The following is a 22,076-nucleotide window of genomic DNA, read 5'->3' on the forward strand; positions in this document are numbered from 1 at the left end:
CCTGATCTGCATGGCTTCCCCCGCTGTGGGTTGCTCGTCCGAGCATACTTTGATCGAAGCCGCGCTCCTGGTTCGGATTAGGTTCAATTTTAAGAAATTTCGGAGCCGTATTTCAGTAGCGAACCGATAACTAACTTCCGGTTTGAGGGAGGCTGTCGTGAGCAAAAATGCCGTGGTCTCTGATGGGAAAACGGATCCACTGCGCCCGACCCTTGTGCGCCGCATAGCGCTGGGTTGTGCCTTGGTTCTGCTGATGGTCGCTTTTAAATTCCTGTTTTTACAACTTGGTTCGACATCGTCACGCGCAGGTACGCTTAAGGCATGGGTTGAAATTAAAAACGAGAAGGCCGCGCTCTCACTTGAAAAAACTTCCTTCGCGGGGGTGTCGAACGAACCGCAATCCATCCTCTCCGTCTCACGCTCTATTGACGCCGGATTGCTGCTGCGCGCCATCCGGAATGACGGAGAAGTCCCGGTCATGCGCCGGATTCTCACACCTCTCGCGCATTTGAAAATGCAAAGCTCGTCACGCGTCGCGTGTTCTCATCCAAAATCAAGGTCCGCGTGAGCGGCGGCTCGGCGCGCTGGGCGCAGTTCTCGCGCTCGCAGAGGCGACAGTTGATACCGATCGGCGTGCCCTCGGACTTGTCCAGATCCATCCCGGACGCATAGACAAGCCTTGCGGCGTGGCGGATTTCGCAACCCAGGCCGATAGCGAAGCGTGGTTGCGCCAGCGGATGCGGCGCGACCGGCCGGCGCACCATCTGCGCAACCGAGAAGTAGCGGCTGCCGTCCGGCAACTCGATCACCTGCTTCAAGAGGCGATCCGGGGTGTCAAACGTGGAGTGGACATTCCACAGCGGACAGGTACCGCCAAACTTCGAGAACGGGAACGTGCCGGATGAAAATCGCTTGGAGACATTACCGGCGTTGTCGACGCGCAGCATGAAGAACGGCACGCCGCGCGCGTTCGGCCGCTGCAGCGTCGTCAGGCGGTGACACACCTGCTCGAAGCCGGTGTTGAAGCGCTGCGCCAGCACATGGATGTCGTAACCGAGCGATTCCGCCGCGGTAAGGAAGGGCTGATAGGGCATCAGCGCACAGCCTGCGAAGTAGTTCGCGAGCGTGATGCGGTAGAGGTGGCGCGAGGTGTCGTCGAGCGCCCCAGCGCGGGCGATGATCGTATCAAACGCGGGCGTGCATTCGGAAAGCGCGATCTGAAACGCAAGCTGGAAAGCGCAGCCGGGGCCGTCTACCAGTTCTGAGATCAGGAGCTGGCGGCGGTGGCGGTCGAAGCGACGTAGCGTCTCGCGCATGACATCGACCGGCATGATACGGGTCTGAATCGAATGCTTTTCACGCAACCGGGTGCTCAAAGCCGCGAACAAGTCCTGTGCGGGAACGTTGATCTCGTCGCGCAGGGTTTCCGCTGCTTGTTCAAGCTCGGGGAAGTAGTTGCGATTGGCCTCGATCAGGTCGCGAACCTGCTCGATCGGGTTCGCGTCGAAGCGTCCGCCCATGCTTTCGTCGCGCCCCGCGAACTGTGCCGCCGCCAGCGTTTCGCCGCGCCGCGCCTCGGCATAGGCGGCATAGAGACGCTGCAATGCGTGGGTCACGCCGGGACACAGCTCCGCGAGATCTCGCAATTCCTGCTTCGGAATGTCGATCTGGCGAAATAGTGGATCGGAAAAGACCTCGTTCAACTCGGCGAAGAAGCGGTCTTCGTCGGCGGTGGCGAGGTCGCGCAGGTCGAGATCGTAAGTCTCCGCGAGGCGAAGAAGGATTTGCGCGGTGACCGGTCGCTGGTTGCGCTCGATCAGGTTGACATAGCTGGGCGAGATGCCGAGCCCCTCCGCGAACTGGGTCTGCGATAACCCGAGCTGTTGGCGGATGCGCCGGAATCGCGGACCGACGAAGAGTTTTTTGCCGGGATCTGTGGCCATCCTTACGCTCGTTTTGACAATAATTACAAAATAACATCTATGACATGTATATATGTTACATGACATCATCAATTGAGATCAAGATCCCTATGCGAATTCGTCTGTTCGGCGTTATCTAGAACCACGATTGCAGTGCGATTGCAGTGCAATGTCATAAAAGTGGCGCTGGAGATAAAAATGGCCCAGACCTTTGAGCAGCTCGTTCCGGCCCCGAACGGTCGTTTTGAGGGGATCAGCCGTTCCTACAGCCCGGCGGACGTCGAAAAGCTGCGCGGCTCGGTGGAGATCAAGTACACGCTGGCCGAGAAGGGCGCGAACCGGCTGTGGAAGCAGCTCAACGACATGCCTTATGTGAATTCGCTCGGCGCCGTCACCGGCAACCAGGCGATGCAGCAGGCGCGCGCCGGTTTGCCCGCGATTTATCTCTCGGGCTGGCAGGTCGCCGCCGACGCCAATACCGCGGGCGCGATGTATCCGGACCAGAGCCTCTATCCAGCCAACGCCGGTCCTGAACTCTGCCGTCGCATCAACCGAACCTTCCAGCGTGCTGACCAGATCGAGCATGCTGAAGGCGGCGCCAAGATCGACTGGTTCGTGCCGATCGTGGCCGATGCGGAAGCGGGCTTCGGCGGACCGCTCAACTCGTTCGAGATCATGAAGGCCTATATCGAGGCGGGCGCGGCTGGCGTTCACTTCGAGGACCAGCTCGCGTCGGAGAAGAAGTGCGGCCACATGGGCGGCAAGGTGCTGATCCCGACCGCCGCGCATGAACGCAATCTGATCGCAGCACGGCTTGCCGCCGATGTCTGCGGGGTGCCGACCTTCGTGTTGGCGCGCACCGATGCGGAGAGTGCGAAGCTCATCACCTCAGACATCGATGAGCGCGATCACGAGTTCATCACCGGCGAACGCACGGCGGAAGGCTTCTATCGCCTGAAACCTGGCACTGGCCTCGATCACTGCATCAAGCGCGGGCTGGCGTTTGCGAAATACGCTGACCTGCTGTGGTGGGAGACCTCAAAGCCGGACCTGGAAGGCGCGCGCAAGTTCGCGGAAGCTATCAGGAAGGTCTATCCGAACAAGATGCTGGCTTACAACTGTTCGCCGTCGTTCAACTGGGAAGCCAACCTCGACAAGGACACCATTGCCAAGTTCCAGAAGGAAATTGCAGCAATGGGCTACAAGTTTCAGTTCGTCACGTTGGCGGGCTTCCACTCGCTCAACCACGGCATGTTCGAACTGGCGCGCGGCTACAAGGCCGAGGGCATGGCGGCATATTCCCGTCTCCAGCAGGCCGAGTTCGCCTCGGAGAAGTTCGGCTATTCGGCGACGCGCCATCAGCGCGAGGTCGGCACCGGTTACTTCGATCTGGTTTCGACCACGATCACGGGAGGCCAGTCGTCGACCACTGCGCTTCACGACTCCACCGAAACCGCGCAGTTCAAGTCGCAAGGTTCGCAGATCAAGGTCCAGGCTGCTGAGTAGGCGGCGGAACAGAAGGAGGTTCTCATGACCGGCAGCAATTTCTGGGTGATTGGCGGCGAATTTGGTTCCATGAACTTCCACAAGCTGGTGGAAGGTTCGGCTCAAGTGCAAGGACCGTTCAAAACGCGGAAGGAAGCGGAGGACGCCTGGAGGGTCGTGTCTGAGGAAAACCGTCACCGCGCCGGCGTGCGGTTCTCCATCGTGGAAGAGCCGAATCGCATGGCGAGCTGATGTTGCATCTATCGTAGAAGAAGAAGCGTCCAAGGGAACAACGGCCCTGCCCGGCATATCGGGCAGGGCCGCTTGTTCGTTCAGAAGGCGGATCGTGGCCGCCTAAGCCTTTGGAACTAAACGGGCTTTGTCTGAAACGGAGTGCCTGCTAAGTTACATGGTTACCGTCAGGTTAAAAAGGCGGCAGTATCTGCGGGAAAGGCGACCGATGTCGGACGGACCGAACATTGGAAGGAGTGTGGCGGAAACGGCGAAGCCGCTGCGGCTGCGCGAGGCACTGTGGCAGGCTCGGATCGAGGCCGCGGATCGCACCGGCGTCGTCGTTGATCTGCGCGACGCGGAAATGGCGCGGCTTGAGATCTTGAACGAGGCGCTCGATCCGCTGTTCGCGCAAGTGCCGGATCAGATCGATCTATTCGATCGGGGCCTCAGCAAGGGAGACACGCCGCGGCTGTGGATCGACATTGTAGCCCACGTCCTGATGGGACGCGATAAACGCATGTACCGTTTCGTCCAGGATACCCGGCACGGCCGGATTGTACTCGCGGAATCTCATGACTCGGCCGCGATCGTCAAAGCTGTGACGGATTATGTCGCTCGCCGCATGATCGAACGCGAGCGTGCGATATCGGTGCCGCCGCTGTGGGAGCAAGCGGAGGTGAAAAAGCCGCCCCGCGGGCTTTGGACATTCGCGTTCGGATTTATAGCCGGTGTCATCGTGCTGTTCGGCTTCGCGCTATTCGCAGCGCTCAGGACTCCGTGACGCGAGGCACGGCGCTCGCGGTGTTAGAGCGTTTCGAGCGAAGTGAAATCCGGTTCGCGTGAAGGAAACGCGTCAAAATTAATAATCTAGAGTCATTTCCCGGCCGGCGACACCCGCAAGAGGCGTCCGGCAGTGCTATCGGTCAAAAGCCACAACGCGCCGTCCGGCCCCTGGCGTATGTCGCGGATGCGCTCGTTGAGGTCTTCCAGCAGGCGTTCCTCGCCAGTCACCTCATTGCCACTGAGCGAGAGCCGCACCAGCATCTTGCCAGACAGCGCGCCGGTGAAAAGGCTTCCTTTCCACGACGGAAACAGCGTGCCGGTATAGAAGGCCATGCCGGATGGCGAGATCGAAGGCACCCAATATTTCACGGGCTGCTCCATGCCTTCCTTCGCGGTGCTGGCATGGATTTTCGCGCCATCGTAGTCGATGCCGTAGCCGATCACCGGCCAGCCGTAGTTTTTGCCCTTGCCGACGATGTTGACCTCGTCGCCGCCGCGCGGGCCGTGCTCGACCTCCCAAAGGTCGCCGGTCGCCGGGTTGATGGCGAGCCCCTGTTCGTTACGGTGGCCGTAGCTCCAGATTTCCGGCTTGGCGTCTGCGCGTCCGACGAACGGATTGTCCGCCGGCACCGAGCCATCGGGCGCGATGCGGATCACTTTGCCGAGGTGGTTCGCCAGATTTTGCGCCTCGTCGCGATGGTTGAAATGCTCGCCAAGCGTCACGAAAAGGTTGCCGTCGTCAGCTTGCGCGATGCGGCAGCCATAGTGATTGCCCGACGACAGCGGGCCCTCCTGCCGGAAGATGATCTCGACGTCTTGAAGCCGATCCTCACCTAATGTGGCGCGTGCAACGGCGGTTCGCCCGCCGCCTTCTGCCCGTTCTGCGAAACAGAAATAGAGGGTCTTGTTGCCCGCGAACGACTTGTCCAGCACAACGTCCAGCAGCCCGCCCTGACCGGAGGCCCAAACTTCAGGCACGTTCTTGAGCGGCGGCGACAGATCACCGTCGCGGCTGACGATGCGAAAGCGCCCGGGCCGTTCCGTGACCAGTATCCGCCCGTCCGGCAGCAAGGCGAGCCCCCAAGGATGGACAAGGCCGCGGGCAATGGTTGAGACCTCGATCGGTCCGGCTGACGACCGGAACGATTTGCTTTCGCTGCGCGCGTTAGTGGCGAAGAAAGCCGCGAGGACGGTGGCCGCGCCCAGAATGGCCGTAACCCGCACGATTGGTCTTTTCATCGAACGCTCCTGGCGGCGAGCGATGGTCACACGGAGAGACATGGTTAGCCGTCACAAAATTGTGAGGAACCAATGTACATTGCAAGGAGTGCGGTTCAGATGCCGATTGGCATAGCCATCGCGACCTTGATCGACATCATCGCGAAGGCGACCGAAAGGACGACTGCAAAAGCAGCGATTGCCAGTGAAGCCGCAACAGCATTTGTCAGACGCGAGGATGCGACGGGTGCGAAGCGCCCTCCAAACCATCCGCTCGAACCTCGCGACCGCATCATTGTCGGATCTCCACAAGCACTGGCGAATCACCAGCCTGGACAATCTTTCACCAAGCGCGGGCAGGATTGGGGCAAATTGAATGAGGCGAAGAGGTTCCCGCCTTGCGATATCGAAGCCGGTTTTTACCCCGATGTCGGACGCACGGATCAGGCCCTTGCGATTCCGACTGCGGCATCGTCCGAGAAAGTCGCGCTGCCGTCCATGGTTACAAAGCCGGGTTGCTGTTCAACCCGCCGCAACCAGGCGCGGATCGACGGGAACGTCGTGAGGTCGAAGTCGCATTGGTCGGCGACATGGGTATAGGCATAAAGTGCAATGTCGGCGATGGTCAGCTGCCCGGCAGCGAAAAAGTCATTGGTTCTGAGATGGTTTTCCATGACCTGGAGGGCCGCATAGCCGCGCTCCATCCAGTCTTCCAGCGCGTGAGTCTGCAACTCGCGGCCTCCCTTGACCAGCGACAGCCAGAAATACGCGGCGCCAATGTTGGGCTCCAGCGCGTGCTGTTCGAAGAACATCCACTGCAGTGCTTCGGCACGCTCGATCGGCGAATTCGGAGCCAATGCGGTTCCGATCGAGACATACCACAAGATGGCATTGGACTCGGCGAGGTAACGCCCTTCTGCCACCTCCAGTAACGGTACCTGTCCGCTCGGGTTCTTGGCGAGAAAATTCGGCGTGCGGCTTTCGCCACGCAGGATATCGATTTCGATGGCATGATAAGGCACGTCAAGGAAAGTCAGCGCGAGGCGAACCTTGTAGCTGTTTCCCGAGCGCTGCATTGAATAGAGCTTGTACATTACGGAGCTTCGCCTGATCGCCGGAGCGCCCGGCATGCTCGCCTGCAACGCAGTGGAAGAATAGTGGTCGCAGGCCACTCGCCGCAAGGTCTTGCCATTTGGAAAAGTAAAATTGAACTGCCGCAAGTCCGTGCGGAAGATTTTATTGCGCGATCAACGACCCGATCAGCATCAAGGTTTGTTCGCAACTGCGTCAAGATCGAGATAGCGCATCCGTTTGGCTTCACGGCGACCTCGCGCGACGGCATCAAGCACGAGTCCGATTGCCAGGCTGAGGAATCCAAGCTGGGCAATCGCCGCAGCGAGTACCGCAGTTGGTATTCGGGGTACAAGGCCGGTTTCCAGATAGGTCGCGATGAGCGGGGCGCCGAGCCCAAGACAAACGAGCAGAAGCATAGTGCCTGCAGCACCGAAGAATCGTAGCGGCTGCGTTTCTTTGTACAGCTTAAGAAGCATCAGCAGGATGCGCAGGCCATCGCGATAGGTGCGCAGCTTGCTGGTCGATCCATCGGGGCGTGTACCGTAAGGCAGTGCCATTTCGCCGGTCGCGATCTTCAGGTCGAGGGCATGGACCGAGAGCTCGACCTCGATCTCAAAGCCTGCCGACGACACCGGAAATGATTTGGCGAAGCGGCGGGAGAGAACTCGATAACCCGAGAGAATGTCGGTGAAGCCGTCACCAAACATGTGCGCCATGACGCGATTGAAGAAGAGGTTGCCAAACCGATGGCCTGACGGAAAAGCCTTGTCGTCGCCGTTACGGGTTCCGATCATCATGTCGAGGTTGCGCACGACAAGCGCCTCGATCAGCGCGCCGGCGGCGTCCGGTTTATAGGTGCCATCGCCATCCGCCAGAACGTAGATGTCGGCGTCGATATCCGCCAGCATGCGGCGGACGACATTGCCCTTGCCCTGCAGCAGTTCGCGGCGAACGACAGCGCCGGCCGCGAGCGCTGCGTCGTAGGTGCCGTCAGTGGAATTGTTGTCGTAGACGTAGACCCTGGCGCCGGGCAGCGCGCGAAGGAATCCGCGGACCACACCGCCGATGGTGACTTCCTCATTGTAGCAAGGGAGAAGCACGGCGATCGTTCGGTTACGTACCATGCTGCTCTGCGCGAACATGCCGTCGATTTCGTCGCGGATCCGGTCAAGCCTTGGCAAGGACATCACTCCTGAAGATAACGCCGGCTTCCATCGCCGCCCGGCGCAGGATGACGACGTAGAGCATCATCATTACGATGAGGCCAAGGGGGAGACCGCTCGCGCCGGCAATGGTGCGTGTAAGAAGCGGCATGATCCACGCCAGCGCCAGCAGCGAAAGTTCGTAGGATATGAAACCGTGCGCCAGGCCGTGACGGGCGAGAAACGCGATCGCAATGCCGAGAACGACGAGATCGTAGTCCAGTACATATGGCGTGACGAGCAGCGATGCGGTGCAGAGTGCGGCGGCTTTCAGATCATACGAAGCTCGCGAGCGCCATAGCCACGCAATGCTGATTGCGAGCGCGGCGGCCAGCATTGCCTGAGCTGCATAGGCAAGATGGATTCCGCCGCCCCACATCCTGACCGCTGAAAACAGCGATTGGATTTTGTGCCAGCCGGTGGCGCCCTGTTCCAGGATCACCGTTCGCGTAAACGTCGTCGATACCGCGAAGGCGTGCCAGATTTCGACCCCGGATATCGCGAAGCTGGCGACCGCGAGTGCCGATGCGGTGAGAGCCGCCGCGGCAAAGGTCGTCCAGCGCCCGCCGGCAAGCAATGCAATGGGGATCAGCACGCCAAACTGTGGCTTGTAGATCAGCAGACCGATCAGGATGCCTGAAACCCACGGTCGGCGATCGAGTAGCACCAGCGCGCCGCCGATAAGCGTTGCGGTGAAAAATGCGTTCTGCCCGTGGCCGATATTGATGAAGACGGCCGGAAAAGCCAGCGCCGGCAGCCAGGTCCCGGGACGCCGGACGATGGCGCAGACCGTCACGAGGTAGCCGGCCAGACTGGTCACCAGCCATAACAGCAGACCCCAACCGTAAGGAAAGGCGGCGGCGGCCATCGCGATGGCAAAGAAAAACGGCGGATAATGCCATCCGTAGAAGGGCACCGGCCGGCCGCCGAAGATGGCCTGCTCGGCGGCATGCTGCAGCCCGGGATCGTAGGCGTCAGGCGCTAACCCCTGCCAAGCCAAGGCGCCAGCGGCGTAGACGTTGGAGAAGTCCGTTCCGATCGGCTGGCCGCGCCGGTCGATGAGCCCGTCCGACGCCGCGACCCACACAACGATCGCGATGGCGCAGAGAACCAGCAAAATGATGCTGTAGCCCTGCAGACGCTCCGCAGTCAGCCATTGTCCGGTTCGAATCTTTTGCCAAAAACGGGTCATGTCCCAATCGCCGCGTACGGAGGTCCGGCGGACACTAATCGTTGGTATTTAAGGTTCTCTGAAACCTATCCGATGTGCACCGGTCAGCATTGTTCTTGCGGTGCAACGTAACGCACACTAATGTGTTAGCGATCCCAATCACTGAAATAGCGTGGAAATGGTGACCGACCACGCTTGCTAGGAGATGACGATGTCGTTCCTGTCCGCCGCGCTCGACCGTGTGAAACCGTCCGCGACCATCGCGGTCACGGATAAAGCACGTCGGCTCAAAGCGGAGGGGCGGAATGTGATCGGTCTCGGCGCGGGTGAGCCGGATTTCGATACACCGGCCAATATCAAACTTGCCGCGGTTCATGCCATCGAGGCGGGCAAGACCAAGTATACAGCGGTCGATGGTATCCCCGAACTGAAGCAGGCGATTATCGCCAAGTTTCAACGCGAGAACGAGCTGACCTACAAGCCGAACCAGATCATTGTCGGCACCGGCGGCAAGCAGGTACTCTACAACGCGCTGATGGCGACCATCAATCCGGGTGATGAGGTCGTCATCCCTGCGCCTTACTGGGTCAGCTATCCCGAAATGGTGGCGTTGGCGGGAGGCGAGCCCGTGCCCGTGGTTTGCACGGCGGAGTTCGGGTTCAAGTTGCAGCCCCAGGCGCTGGAAAGAGCGATCACGCCGAAGACCAAGTGGATCATCCTCAATTCGCCATCGAACCCGACCGGCGCGGCCTACACGCGGGCCGAATTGAAGGCGCTGACCGATGTGCTGGTGAAGCACCCGCACGTCTGGGTGATGACCGACGATATGTACGAGCATCTGATCTACGACGACTTCGAATTCACCACGCCGGCGCAGGTCGAGCCAAAACTGTTCGATCGCACCCTGACGGTGAACGGGGTGTCGAAAGCCTACTGCATGACCGGCTGGCGCATCGGCTATGCCGGCGGTCCCGCGCAACTCGTCAAGGCGATGGCAACGATCCAGTCGCAATCGACATCCAACCCGTCATCCGTCTCGCAATGGGCGGCGGTGGAAGCCCTGAGCGGCCCGCAAGGGTTTATCGAAGCGAATAACAAGATATTCAAGGAGCGTCGCGACCTCGTGGTGGCGATGCTGAATCAGGCCAAGGGCATTGATTGCCCACGGCCGGAAGGCGCGTTCTACGTCTATCCGTCCTGCGCCGGCGCCATCGGCAAGACCACGCCGTCGGGCAGGAAGCTCGAGACGGATGAGGATTTTGTCACCGAGTTGCTGGAGGCCGAGGGAGTTGCGGTGGTGCAGGGGTCCGCGTTCGGCTTAGGACCGGCCTTCCGTATCTCTTATGCGACTAAAACGGCGGATCTCGAAGAGGCCTGCAAGCGCATCCAGCAGTTCTGCGGTAATCTGCGCTGATCGCCTTCGCGGCAGCAATACCTGCCCAACTCTGGAGTGGCTTTGTCCTGATGTTCATTAAGTTTTAGCAACGTGCCGGCATGTTGATGCCGCAATGTGGCGATTGCCTTGTTTTGGACACGGCGATTCCATCATGTCCCACACCTTTACCGATTCCACGCCTTTCCCCTTTCCCGATTCCAAGCGGAGATTATTCATGAACTTCCCGAGACTTCTCGCCGTGGCCGCCGTGACGCTCGTCGCGTCAGTTGCGAGCGCCCATGCTCAATATAATACCGTCCAGGCCGGTGTCCTCGAATGTGCGGGCGGCCAGAACGTGAGCTATGTCGTTGGTTCGACAACCGAGCTGCAATGCGTCTTCCGCAGCAACAGCGGAGCGCCGCCTGAACCATATATCGCGCGCATTCAGCGCTTTGGTCTTGACCTTGGCATCACTCAGCAGACCGGTTTGGCATGGATGGTCCACGCGCCGGGTGGTCGGCTGGGCCGCGGAGCACTTGCCGGTCACTTCGGCGGGGTCGGCGCTAACGCGACGGTCGGAGTTGGGATCGGCGCGAACCTGCTGGCCGGCGGTTCCAACAATTCGATCTCGCTGCAGCCGCTGAGCCTGCAGGGCCAGACCGGCCTTAGCGCCGTGGCTGGCATCGTCGATGTTGATCTGCGCCCGGTGGATCTGCGTCCGGCGCCACGCTACAGGCGGCATCGGCACCACCATCATCATCATCATCACCACCACCACCACCATCATCACTGATCGGATCGGACGACCATTGGGGCCCGCGAAAGCGGGCCTCACTTTTATGGCTTATGGTTGAGGCGTTCATGACGGCGGGGCGCGTCTGGTGAGCGGCAGGCAGGTGCGATAAAAAAGCACGTTTCGCAACTCATTAAAGTGGCCGTTTTTGCATCACACCACCAAATTCATCCGGAGTTTTGCCATGCGGGGTTTTCCAGCTCTGGCGGGCGCGGCGGCGGCGCTGATCGCGTTGTATGCGGGCGCCGTTGCGCAGCAGCCCCGGCAACCTGTCAAGGTCGGCGTTCTCGAATGCCGCGGCGGAGCGAGCGTTGGGTTTGTCGTCGGCTCCGTTACCCATCTTGGCTGCGTGTTTCACGCCGACGGCCTGCCGGAAGACCGTTATGTGGCTACGATCCGCAAGGTTGGGGTCGATCTCGGTATTACCCAGGAATCGGCGCTGGCCTGGGGCGTTTACGCTCCGGTGGCGCGGCTCGGGCCTGGCGATCTCTCGGGTAACTACGCGGGCGCACAGGGCAGCGCTTCGGTCGGCGTTGGCCTCGGCGGCAACGTTCTGATCGGCGGCTCCGCCAATTCGATCGCGCTGCAACCGCTCAGCGTGCAGGGTCAGGTCGGCCTCAACGTGGCGGCGGGTCTCGCTGCGCTGGAATTGCGTCCGGGCCGCTAACAGGCTTCCGCCGCCGTTCGGCGTTTCGCCCCCATTGAGCCGGGCTGCGCGTTGGCTGAACCGTCGGCGCGGATGTCCCGACGTGTTTTCCTGCTTGCCAAATTCCGTCTGCGGGAGGAGCATCGGCTATCGCCGACCCAATCATGGGCCGACTTCCAGACCAGGAGGCGGCAATGGGACAAGACCTCAGAAGTCCCCAAGGGGGACCTCAAGGCACTCAAACGTCGGGTCCCCGGTGCATTGCGCTGGTGGGCCCGTTCCAGAGCGGTAAAACCACACTTCTCGAATCCATCCTTGCCCGAACGGGCGCAATCCCCAAAGCAGGCAGCGTCGATCAGGGAACCAGCGTCGGCGACGCCAGCGACGAAGCTCGCCAGCACAAAATGGGAGTCGGACTCACTCCAGCTAACACCTGCTTCATGGGCGAAACCTATACTTTTATTGATTGTCCGGGTTCGATCGAATTTGCACACGACATGCGCGCTGCAATTCCCGCGGTCGATGCGGCGGTGGTCGTGTGCGAGGCGGACGAGCGCAAGTTGCCGCAGTTGCAGATTATCCTGCGCGAACTGGAAGATTTGGGCATTCCCCGTTTTCTGTTCCTCAACAAGATCGACAAGGCGAACAAGGGCGTTCGCCAAACCTTGGCAATGTTGCAGCCGGCGTCGCGGACTCCGCTGTTGCTACGGCAGATCCCGATCTGGAACGGCGATTTGATCGCCGGATTTGTCGATCTCGCGCTGGAGCGCGCCTTCGTCTACCGCGAGCATATGGCTTCCGAAGTTGTCCAACTGGACGTCGGCGATCTCGACCGCGAGAAGGAAGCGCGGTTCTCGATGCTGGAGACACTCGCCGATCACGACGACGCGCTGATGGAGCAACTGCTCGAGGATATTGCGCCGCCGCGGGATGCAGTGTTCGACGATCTTGCTCGTGAGCTGCGCGATGGCCAGATTTGCCCTGTATTGCTCGGCTCGGCTGCGCGCGAGAACGGCGTGTGGCGGTTGATGAAAGCGCTGCGCCACGAAGCGCCTGGCATTAGCGAGACGGCGAAGCGCATGGGCGTGGCTGATAGCGAGGAGGCGCTGGCCTACGTGTTCAAGACCATGCACCTCCAGCACGGCGGCAAGCTGTCGCTGGCGCGGGTGCTGACAGGTCGCTTCGACGATGCCACGACGGTGCATGCGTCGTCAGGCGAAGCAGGAAAAATCTCCGGCATTCTCGCAGCCACCGGCGCGCAGGAGACCAAGCGCGCATCGGCGTGCGCGGGTGAGGTGGTGGCGTTGGGCAAGCTCGAGGCCGTCAAGACCGGCGATACGTTAACGACCGCCCGGATCGCGCCACCCTCACTGGTCAGCATCGCGCCGTCCGCGCCTGTGCTTGCGAGGGCGCTTGCCGCCCGCGACCGCAAGGACGACGTCAAACTCGGACAGGCTCTCATCAAGCTCAACGAGGAAGACCCCTCGCTCGCCGTCGTTCACAACGCGCAGACTCACGACACCGTGCTGTGGGGACAAGGCGAGATGCATCTACGCGTTGCGCTCGAACGGCTGCACGGTCGCTTCGGGGTCAATGTGGATTCGCATCCGCCCGCGATCAGCTATCGGGAAACGATCCGCAAGCCTGTCAGCCAGCGGGGACGCCATAAGAAGCAGTCCGGAGGGCATGGCCAGTTCGGCGACGTGGTGCTGGAGGTTCAACCCCTGTCACGCGGCGCGGGCTTCGTCTTTATTGACAAGATTGTCGGCGGCGCGGTGCCGCGCAATTATATCGGCGCAGTCGAGGACGGCGTGGTGGACGGACTCGCCCGCGGTCCCCTTGGCTTTCCGGTGATTGACGTGCAGGTGACGCTGACCGATGGATCCTACCACAGCGTCGACTCCTCGGATCAGGCGTTCCGCACCGCCGCCCGCATCGGGATAGCCGAAGCCTTGCCGAAATGCCAGCCGGTGCTGCTGGAGCCGATTGATGTGGTCGAGATTGTTTGCCCGAGCGATGCGACCGCGAAGGTCAACGCTATCCTGTCGGCACGCCGCGGCCAGATTCTTGGTTTCGACAGTCGCGAGAGTTGGGCCGGCTGGGACTGCGTGCGCGCCACGATGCCGGAAGCCGAGATCGGCGATCTCATCGTCGAACTGAGGTCGGCGACGGCGGGAGCGGGCAGTTTTACCCGGCAGTTCGATCGCATGGCCGAAGTCACCGGCCGGACCGCCGACCAGATCATCGCCGCGCGTCGGGTGGCGGCTTAGGGTCGGAGCTGATCCTACGGTTGGAGGTTCGCCGGGCGTGCGTTGATGCTCCTGACCATGGGCGTCAGCCCGCCGTTGCGGCCGATGCGGACGCCTGCGCTATGAGCCAGATCACGGTCTGCGGTGCGGCTGCACGGCGACCGCACCGGCGGCATTGACAGGCGCGTCAGCTTGCATGATTTCATCGGGTGCCGCCTGATGGTCGGCGCGTCACACGACGGGATGCATGATGACAGCCGGGACAACAGGCCGGGCCGCCTGCCTGATCGGATGGCCCGCGGCGCATTCGCGCTCGCCGCTGATCCATCACTATTGGCTGCGCGTGCACGGCATAACGGGCGGCTACAGCATTGAAGCGATTCCGCCCGAAGGATTCGCGGAATTCGTCATGCATCTTTCGACGCACGGCTTCGTGGGCGCCAATGTCACAATCCCGCACAAGGAGCGGGCGTTGCAATTGACGGAGCCAGACGAGCGCGCGAGAGCTGTCGGCGCAGCCAACACCCTCTATTATGATGGCGCCATCCTGCGGTCCACCAATACGGACGTCGAGGGTTTCATCGGCAATCTGGATGCCGTCGCGCCGGGCTGGGATCGCATCGGGGATGCGCTGGTGCTTGGCGCCGGCGGGTCGTCGCGGGCCGTGGTGTTCGGTCTGATCGAACGCGGGATCAAGCGCATCCATCTCGTCAACCGTACGATGGAAAGGGCGCAAGTGCTTGCGGATCAATTCGGACCCACGGTTATGCCAGCGGCTTGGAACACGCTTGGCGACGTGCTGCCGCGCACCGGTCTGCTCGTGAATACAACTTCGCTCGGCATGAACGGGCAGCCGCCACTGGACATCGAGCTGCCGCTGCTGTCGCGGGATGCGGTGGTCGCCGATCTGGTCTATGTTCCTCTGGAAACGCCATTGCTGGCTGCGGCGAGGGCGCGGGGTCTCAGGACCGCAGACGGTCTCGGGATGCTGCTGCATCAGGCCGTACGCGGATTCGAGCTGTGGTTCGGAGAACGTCCCGTGGTGACGCAGGATTTACGCGCGCTGGTCGAGGCCGATCTCCGGATCCCTCATCCCGCGACTTGAGGTTTACGATTGGCCCGGTATTTTCAATTGTTCCATTTTGCCGCAATCGCCTCTCTTTGTCTTGACCCCCGGGAGCGCTTGATCCAAAGCGAACGTCATGTCCAATCTCGATCCCAGCATCCCTGAAGCTATGGAAACCACGCCGCTCGGCCTCGCTCGGCGCGGCTTTCGCGGGCGGGTAACCGCCATTATGGTCGACGGCGACCACCTGGGGGTGTCTGCAATGGAGATCGAGAGGCGTCTTCTTGAATTTGGCATCGTCGAGGGCGCGTCGGTTCAGATCCTGCATGAAGGGCCGATTGGCCGGGATCCGATAGCGGTTCGGGTTAACGGTACGACGATCGCGCTGCGCCGGCGCGAAGCCATGGCGGTCATGGTCGGCGGGCTAGCGAAAACCATCGCATGACCGCAATCGATGTGAATGACTGGCGTATCGCTCTGGTTGGGACGCCGAACAGCGGCAAGACCGCTTTGTTCAATGCGCTCACCGGCAGCCGCCAGAAGGTGGCTAACTACGCCGGCGTCACCGTGGAGCGGAAGTCCGGGGTTTTGCGCACGGCATCCGGCCACCGGGTCGATCTGATCGACCTGCCGGGAACTTATTCATTGCGGGGCCGCAGCCCGGACGAGGACATTACCCGCGACGTCATTCTCGGCAAGCTTGCGAGCGAAAGCCCGCCGGACTTTTTGCTCTGCGTCGCCGACGCTACCAATCTTCGTGTGGCGTTGCGCCTGGTGATCGAATTGAAGCGTGTTCACCGGCCGATGCTTCTGGTGCTGAACATGATCGACATCGCGCGGCGTCGCGGCGTCGGCATTGATCTCGACAAGCTTTCCGCCGAGCTTGAGGTGCCGGTCGTCACATCGACCGCCGTGCGGCGAGGCGGCATTGACGATCTCCTGCACAGGATTGACGACATCGCCGGCAAGCCGGCAGGTGCCATCGTCGGGAGCGACTGGACTACGCCGGGCGTATCAGATCTTCGCGCGGCGCAGCGCGAGGCTGATCGCGTGATCGGCGCCGCGGTCAGCGAGCCGGCTAAGCCCGATACATGGACCACGCGCGTGGACGCAGTGCTGCTGCATCCGGTGTGGGGCATGATCGCGCTGCTCCTGCTTCTGTTCGTGGTGTTTCAGGCCGTATTCGCCTGGGCCCAACCGGCGATGGAACTGATCTCCGGCGGCTTCGATGCGCTTGGCGCCCTTTCAGCGACTGTGCTGCCGGAAGGATTGCTGCAGAGTTTCATCCAGAACGGCATCATCTCCGGCGTCGGCAGCGTCATCGTGTTCCTGCCACAAATCCTCATTCTGTTTCTGTTTATTCTGCTTCTTGAAGACCTCGGCTACATGGCGCGTGCGGCGTTCTTGATGGACCGCATCATGGGTGGCGCCGGACTGCACGGCCGCGCTTTTATCCCGCTGTTGTCGAGCTTCGCCTGTGCGATCCCGGGGATCATGGCGACGCGGGTGATCGATAACAAGCGCGACAGGCTGACCACTATCATGGTCGCGCCGCTGATGACCTGCTCGGCGCGCATCCCGGTTTATACGCTGATCATCGCGGCGTTCGTGCCAAACCGGCCGGTGCTCGGCATTCTCGGATTGCAGGGGCTCGTGATGTTCGGGCTCTATGCGGTGGGGATATTCAGCGCGCTCGCGGTGTCATTCGTGGCCAACCACTTCTTCTGGCGTGACAGCGCGACGCCGCCCTTCATGCTGGAACTGCCGGATTACAAGTTGCCGCAACTGCGCAGCGTGCTGATGAATCTCTACCAGCGCGCGATGGCATTTCTGAAGCGCGCCGGCACCACGATTTTTTCCATGATGGTTCTGATCTGGTTCCTGGCGTCGTTCCCCCGTCCGCCGGCTGGCGCCACCGAGCCTGCGATCGATTTCAGCCTTGCAGCCATGATCGGCCGCTGGATCGAACCTGTGCTCGCGCCGATCGGGTTCAACTGGCAGATCAGCGTTGCGCTTATTCCCGGCATGGCTGCGCGCGAGGTGGCGGTGGCTTCGCTTGGCACCGTCTATGCGATTGAAGGAGGCAACGAGGCGGCGGAACAGATCGGTCACATGCTGGCCGGGAAATGGAGTCTCGCGACCGCGCTGGCGTTCCTCGCCTGGTATGTCTTTGCGCCGCAATGCGCCTCAACGCTCGCCGTTATCAAGCGCGAGACCGGCGGGTGGCGCTGGGTGATGATCACATTCTTCTACATGCTGTCGATGGCTTATCTGGCGGCGTTCGTCACCTACCGCATCTCGCTGGCGTTAGGTTGGCGCTGACCGCCGGTCCGGCGGCGCCTTCGTCGTTTTTGGCAGGCTGCGAAGGGCTGGCGCCACAGCAAGCTGGACTTGAATTCCACATTCGCCGGAACCGACGCTTACATGAGGGCGTTACATTAGCTGCCCACACCGGGAGAAAGCTATGACGCGACATGACGGTGAGACGAACGACCGGAACCAAAAAACCAAGGAAGAACTGGACAAGGAACTCGATCGCGCCCTGAAAGAGTCGTTTCCCGGTTCGGACCCGTTGAGTGTCACCCAGCCGGCTCCTGAAAAACCCGCCGAGGAAAAACCCGCCAAGGATCAAATGGATCGTCGCCATTAGAGGCGCTTGCATTGACTTGCATTGAGAAGACGGCGGCTGCTTCGTCCTGACATGCCACAGAATAACGATCCGGCCCTTTCCCCCAAATTCCGGTAACGGTTCATTATATTTTTTGAAGTCGCTTTATCTTTAGGGGCGTTATAAGCGGCCTTGCGATATGCTCGGCGTCCAACGATTCGATGAGCCGACCTCAAGCGTGGCTGTGAGCAAAGGCGGGTCATGGGGGGAAAATGAGCCGCAAATATTTTGGAACCGACGGCATTCGCGGCCGAGCTAACGGCTTGATCACGCCGGAACTGGCGATGAAAGTTGGACAGGCCGCTGGGCTGGTGTTCCAGCGCGGCGAGTACCGTCATCGCGTCGTGATCGGCAAGGATACGCGCCTCTCCGGCTATATGATCGAATACGCGCTGGTCGCGGGTTTTACGTCGGTTGGCATGGATGTGCTCTTGCTAGGTCCGATGCCGACGCCGGCAGTAGCGATGCTGACCAAATCCATGCGTGCTGATCTCGGCGTCATGATTTCAGCGTCGCACAACCTTTTCGAGGACAACGGCATCAAAATGTTCGGCCCGCGCGGCTTCAAGCTGTCCGACGAGGTCGAAAAGAAGATCGAGCAGTTGCTCGATGAAAACCTCGACAAGAAACTCGCGCAGAGCGGGAACCTTGGCCGCGCCCGCCGTATCGACGGCGTGCATGATCGTTACATCGAATTCGCCAAGCGCACGCTGCCCCGCGAACTTAGCCTCGAGGGGCTGCGGGTCGTGGTCGATTGCGCCCATGGCGCAGCCTACAAGGTGGTGCCGGAGGCGCTGTGGGAACTGGGCGCGGACGTCATTCCGATCGGCGTCGAGCCCGATGGCTTCAATATCAATAAGGAATGCGGCTCCACCGCGCCGGAGGCGCTGTGCCGCAAGGTCCGCGAGATGCGCGCCGATATCGGCATCGCGCTCGACGGAGATGCCGACCGCGTCATCATAGCCGACGAGCGCGGCCATGTGGTCGACGGCGATCAGCTTCTCGCAGTGATTGCCGAGAGTTGGAAGGAAGACGGCCGGCTGACCAGGCCAGGGATTGTCGCTACCGTGATGTCCAATCTCGGCCTTGAGCGATTCCTGAAGGATCGCGAGTTGTCGATGGTGCGGACACCTGTCGGCGACCGCTACGTGCTCGAGCAGATGCTAAAGCATGGCTATAATCTCGGCGGCGAACAATCAGGGCACATCATCTTGTCGGACTATGCGACCACTGGAGACGGATTCGTGTCTGCGCTTCAGGTGCTTGCTGTCGTCCAGAAGCTGGGACGCCCGGTCTCCGAAGTCTGCCACAAGTTCGAGCCGCTTCCGCAGATATTGAAGAACTTCCGTTATCGCAATGGCAAGCCGTTGGATCGCGCGGAGGTGAAGTCGGCCATTACAGCGGGCGAGAAGCGTCTCAACGGTCATGGTCGCCTGTTAGTCCGTTCTTCGGGAACCGAGCCTGTCATTCGCGTCATGGGTGAGGGCGATGACCGTATCTTGGTCGAGGAAGTCGTGGACACGATCGTTTCTGCATTGGGAAACCCGGCGGCGGCGTGAAACCGCAACCAGAACCTTGTGCCGTCGCGCCGCGTTGGCGAATATCCTGATGCATCCCAGCTATAACGATTGGTGGACGGCCGGGCGCCCGCGTCGTAACAGGCTCCGGTTGTAACAACCGGAAAGCCGTCCGTGGACAAGCCTGTCATCTCCGAGGAAACGCTGGTTGCGCCGGTCGTGGTTCCCGGGATCACGGAGAAGGCCGCCGCTACGGGTCCCGCCTATCTGGTGCTCGGCGGCATCAGCTTTTCGCATTTTCTCAACGACACCATGCAGTCGCTGATCCCCTCGGTTTATCCGATCCTGAAGGAAAATTACGCGCTCGACTTTGCGCAGATTGGAATGATCACGCTGGCGTTTCAGGTGACCGCCTCGCTGCTGCAACCCGTGGTCGGCTATGTCACCGACAAGAAAGCCCAGCCGTTCTCACTTGCCGTCGGTATGGGCTTTACTTTCGTGGGGTTGCTGCTGCTGAGCGTCGCTCATGTCTACGGAATGATCCTTGTTTCCGCTGCACTGATCGGCCTTGGCTCTGCGGTGTTCCACCCGGAGTCCGCGCGCATCGCACGAATGGCGTCCGGTGGTCGTTATGGCTTCGCGCAATCGGTTTTTCAGGTCGGCGGGAATTTTGGTTCGGCGATGGGGCCGCTCCTGGCGGCTCTGATCATCGTGCCGTTCGGGCAGCCCAGCATCGCGTGGTTTTCGTCGATCGCATTCATCGCGATCGTCGTCCTGTTTCAAATCGGGCGGTGGTACAAGCTGCGGATCTCGCCGCATGAGAGTGCCCGGCCGCGCCGATCGTCGGAGACACCGGCGCCCGCGCGGACGGCGCTCGCACTGACGATTCTGATCGTGCTGGTGTTCTCGAAATACATCTACATGTCCAGCCTGACGAGCTATTACACCTTTTATCTGATCGAGAAGTTTCACGTCTCGACGCAGACAGCTCAACTTTTGCTGTTTGTGTTTCTCGGCGCGGTCGCCATAGGCGTGTATTTCGGCGGTCCGATTGGCGATCGCTTCGGACGCCGCTATGTCATCTGGCTGTCGATCCTCGGGGTGCTGCCATTCACGCTATTGCTGCCGTTTGCAAATCTTGCTGGCACAGTGGTGCTGACGGTGGTCATCGGTGTCATCCTCTCATCCGCGATGCCTGCGATCATTGTGTTTGCGCAGGAACTGATGCCGCACCGTCTTGGCATGATCTCAGGCATGTTTTTCGGCTTTGCATTCGGCGCGGCGGGACTTGGTGCCGCGCTGCTGGGCGAGGTCGCGGATGCCAAGGGCATCGAGTTTGTCTATCAAGCCTGTGCGTTCCTGCCGGCGATAGGTCTGCTGGCGATGTTCCTGCCGAAGATGCCGAAAATCCAGCACTCGTAGTCGCCGCTGTAGGATCGCTCGTCCACGAACCCGTGTGCCAGCATCATCGTGACGGTTCGCCGTGCCGTTCACGGCCAGAATAAACTTACCGAAAATCAACCTTAAAAATTAGGGTTAAGCGGCTCTTAAGGATTTGGTGTCATCGTCCCTCCGAATTGGAGTGGGGCCGCACTTGCCTCACGGTACAAAGGGACGAAGCCGATGCGTGGTGTAAAATTGCTCGTAGCCGCCGGAGCGGCATCACTATTATCATCTGCCGCATTCGCCGCTGACCTGCCCATCGCGCCTCCGCCCTATTACGCCCCACCGGTCGTGGGTTTCGGCGGCTGGTACCTGCGAGGCGACATCGGATTCAGCAACCAGCGCGTGAGCAACATTGCGATGGCGGATGGCCGCAACGCGCAACTGCTGTCGTTGCAACAGACGACCGCTTTCGATGCCGCCGGAATCTACGGCGTCGGTGTCGGCTATCAGTTCAACAACTGGTTCCGCGGCGACTTCACAGGTCAGTATCGCGGTAATTCGAACTTCAAAGGCACCGATCTTCTAACCTATCCAGCAGGCGGCGGGATTGTCGGAAACGGTATCAACAACTACAACGCCACCAAGTCGGAATGGCTTGTGTTGGCGAACGGCTATGCCGATCTCGGCACCTGGTGGGGCGTCACGCCATTCATCGGTGCAGGCGTCGGCGCAGCGCGCGTGACGATTGCCAATTACACCGATACCGGCATGGTCAACAATAACGGATTTGGCTTCGGCGCCTTCCCAAGCTTCGCAAACGCGCCGGCTGCGTCGAGGTGGAATTTTGCGTGGGCGCTTCACGGCGGTTTGGCCTACATGGTCAATCCGGGCCTCACAGTTGAACTGGCTTACAGCTATGTGAATCTCGGTTCTGGAATGACGGGCGCGGTTTCCGATTACACCGGATTCACGCGGGGCGTTCCGATGCAGTTTAACGACATCACGTCGCATGACGTGAAACTCGGCGTGCGCTGGTATTTCAACACCCCGCCGGTCTATGCCCCGCCGCCGCTGGTCACCAAGGGCTGAGCTCTATCACCTCTTAACGGTTCTTAACGGCGCGGGAATTTTCCCGCGCCGTTTTGCTTTCGTGCGGTTGATTCCCGACTGCTGCGAAGGGTCGGGCACGTCGATGGTTTGTCGACAATATGAAGCAATCACGCTGCGCAACAACGATTGGTTAAGGTTAACAGGCGATGATCGACACCACTCAAGTTGTGGTCGATG

The 22,076-nt window shown here is 60.7% G+C and carries 21 protein-coding genes; 15 read left to right on the top strand and 6 right to left on the bottom strand.

Going from position 1 to position 22,076, the window contains the following annotated elements:
• The first annotated feature begins 157 nt into the window (after positions 1-157).
• Positions 158-568, top strand: a complete 411-nt coding sequence (locus GGQ85_RS08565) for a hypothetical protein (protein WP_309774136.1) — start codon at positions 158-160, stop codon at positions 566-568.
• Here the strand turns inward: GGQ85_RS08565 and GGQ85_RS08570 are convergent.
• A complete protein-coding gene (locus GGQ85_RS08570; protein WP_309774137.1) occupies positions 492-1,943 on the bottom strand; it encodes a helix-turn-helix domain-containing protein in 1,452 nt (483 codons plus the stop codon). The two genes, GGQ85_RS08565 and GGQ85_RS08570, sit on opposite strands and share 77 nt — an antisense overlap.
• Positions 1,944-2,120: 177 nt before the next feature.
• Between GGQ85_RS08570 and aceA the strand changes: the two genes are divergently transcribed.
• The 3 genes from aceA (at position 2,121) to GGQ85_RS08585 (ending at position 4,422) form a co-directional block, all read left to right on the top strand.
• A complete protein-coding gene (gene aceA / locus GGQ85_RS08575; RefSeq protein ID WP_309774138.1) occupies positions 2,121-3,428 on the top strand; it encodes an isocitrate lyase in 1,308 nt (435 codons plus the stop codon).
• A 24-nt stretch (positions 3,429-3,452) separates the two neighbouring features.
• Positions 3,453-3,659 carry a DUF4170 domain-containing protein gene (locus tag GGQ85_RS08580; protein ID WP_011509641.1) on the top strand — a complete coding sequence of 69 codons (207 nt, stop codon included), beginning with the start codon at positions 3,453-3,455 and terminating at the stop codon, positions 3,657-3,659.
• Positions 3,660-3,867: 208 nt separating this feature from the next.
• On the top strand, positions 3,868-4,422 hold the full coding sequence (locus tag GGQ85_RS08585) for a hypothetical protein (RefSeq protein ID WP_309774139.1): 555 nt from the start codon (positions 3,868-3,870) through the stop codon (positions 4,420-4,422).
• 92 nt (positions 4,423-4,514) lie between these two features.
• Here GGQ85_RS08585 and GGQ85_RS08590 read toward each other — a convergent pair whose 3' ends face one another.
• The 5 genes from GGQ85_RS08590 to GGQ85_RS08610 all read right to left on the bottom strand — a co-directional run bounded on the left by GGQ85_RS08590 (position 4,515) and on the right by GGQ85_RS08610 (position 9,110).
• A complete protein-coding gene (locus GGQ85_RS08590; protein WP_309774140.1) occupies positions 4,515-5,663 on the bottom strand; it encodes a PQQ-dependent sugar dehydrogenase in 1,149 nt (382 codons plus the stop codon).
• A 95-nt stretch (positions 5,664-5,758) separates the two neighbouring features.
• Complete coding sequence (locus GGQ85_RS08595; RefSeq protein WP_079445879.1) at positions 5,759-5,938, bottom strand: hypothetical protein; 180 nt, start codon at positions 5,936-5,938, stop codon at positions 5,759-5,761.
• 147 nt (positions 5,939-6,085) lie between these two features.
• Positions 6,086-6,736 (bottom strand): glutathione S-transferase family protein, encoded by a 651-nt coding sequence (locus GGQ85_RS08600; protein ID WP_309774141.1) that lies wholly within the window; start codon positions 6,734-6,736, stop codon positions 6,086-6,088.
• 171 nt (positions 6,737-6,907) lie between these two features.
• The gene (locus tag GGQ85_RS08605; protein ID WP_374708860.1) at positions 6,908-7,897 is read right to left on the bottom strand and encodes a glycosyltransferase; all 990 of its coding nucleotides are present in this window, start codon (positions 7,895-7,897) and stop codon (positions 6,908-6,910) included.
• Entirely contained in the window at positions 7,884-9,110 is a 1,227-nt protein-coding gene (locus GGQ85_RS08610; protein ID WP_309774143.1) for a glycosyltransferase family 87 protein, read from the bottom strand. Before GGQ85_RS08610 ends, GGQ85_RS08605 begins: the two co-directional genes overlap by 14 nt.
• 190 nt (positions 9,111-9,300) lie before the next feature.
• Here GGQ85_RS08610 and GGQ85_RS08615 point away from each other — a divergent pair, with 190 nt between their 5' ends.
• The 11 genes from GGQ85_RS08615 (at position 9,301) to GGQ85_RS08665 (ending at position 21,878) form a co-directional block, all read left to right on the top strand.
• The gene (locus tag GGQ85_RS08615; RefSeq protein ID WP_079445918.1) at positions 9,301-10,503 is read left to right on the top strand and encodes a pyridoxal phosphate-dependent aminotransferase; all 1,203 of its coding nucleotides are present in this window, start codon (positions 9,301-9,303) and stop codon (positions 10,501-10,503) included.
• Between the two features lie 196 nt (positions 10,504-10,699).
• Complete coding sequence (locus tag GGQ85_RS08620; RefSeq protein ID WP_309774144.1) at positions 10,700-11,257, top strand: DUF992 domain-containing protein; 558 nt, start codon at positions 10,700-10,702, stop codon at positions 11,255-11,257.
• 184 nt (positions 11,258-11,441) lie between these two features.
• The gene (locus tag GGQ85_RS08625) at positions 11,442-11,924 is read left to right on the top strand and encodes a DUF992 domain-containing protein (protein WP_079445883.1); all 483 of its coding nucleotides are present in this window, start codon (positions 11,442-11,444) and stop codon (positions 11,922-11,924) included.
• A 173-nt stretch (positions 11,925-12,097) separates the two neighbouring features.
• Complete coding sequence (locus GGQ85_RS08630) at positions 12,098-14,173, top strand: elongation factor G (protein WP_309774145.1); 2,076 nt, start codon at positions 12,098-12,100, stop codon at positions 14,171-14,173.
• A gap of 226 nt (positions 14,174-14,399) precedes the next feature.
• The gene (locus tag GGQ85_RS08635; protein ID WP_309774146.1) at positions 14,400-15,257 is read left to right on the top strand and encodes a shikimate dehydrogenase; all 858 of its coding nucleotides are present in this window, start codon (positions 14,400-14,402) and stop codon (positions 15,255-15,257) included.
• 97 nt (positions 15,258-15,354) lie between these two features.
• A complete protein-coding gene (locus GGQ85_RS08640) occupies positions 15,355-15,663 on the top strand; it encodes a FeoA family protein (protein ID WP_374708861.1) in 309 nt (102 codons plus the stop codon).
• Positions 15,660-17,540 (top strand): ferrous iron transporter B, encoded by a 1,881-nt coding sequence (gene feoB / locus GGQ85_RS08645; protein WP_309774147.1) that lies wholly within the window; start codon positions 15,660-15,662, stop codon positions 17,538-17,540. Before GGQ85_RS08640 ends, feoB begins: the two co-directional genes overlap by 4 nt.
• A gap of 142 nt (positions 17,541-17,682) precedes the next feature.
• Positions 17,683-17,868, top strand: coding sequence for a hypothetical protein (locus GGQ85_RS08650; RefSeq protein WP_309774148.1), 186 nt, complete (start codon positions 17,683-17,685; stop codon positions 17,866-17,868).
• A gap of 230 nt (positions 17,869-18,098) precedes the next feature.
• Entirely contained in the window at positions 18,099-19,445 is a 1,347-nt protein-coding gene (glmM, locus tag GGQ85_RS08655) for a phosphoglucosamine mutase (RefSeq protein ID WP_079445889.1), read from the top strand.
• 132 nt (positions 19,446-19,577) lie between these two features.
• A complete protein-coding gene (locus GGQ85_RS08660; protein ID WP_309774149.1) occupies positions 19,578-20,825 on the top strand; it encodes an MFS transporter in 1,248 nt (415 codons plus the stop codon).
• A 201-nt stretch (positions 20,826-21,026) separates the two neighbouring features.
• Positions 21,027-21,878 (top strand): outer membrane protein, encoded by an 852-nt coding sequence (locus GGQ85_RS08665; RefSeq protein ID WP_079445891.1) that lies wholly within the window; start codon positions 21,027-21,029, stop codon positions 21,876-21,878.
• The last annotated feature ends 198 nt before the right edge of the window (positions 21,879-22,076 follow it).

The organism is Nitrobacter vulgaris, assembly GCF_031453995.1.
Taxonomy (GTDB): Bacteria; Pseudomonadota; Alphaproteobacteria; order Rhizobiales; family Xanthobacteraceae; genus Nitrobacter; species Nitrobacter vulgaris.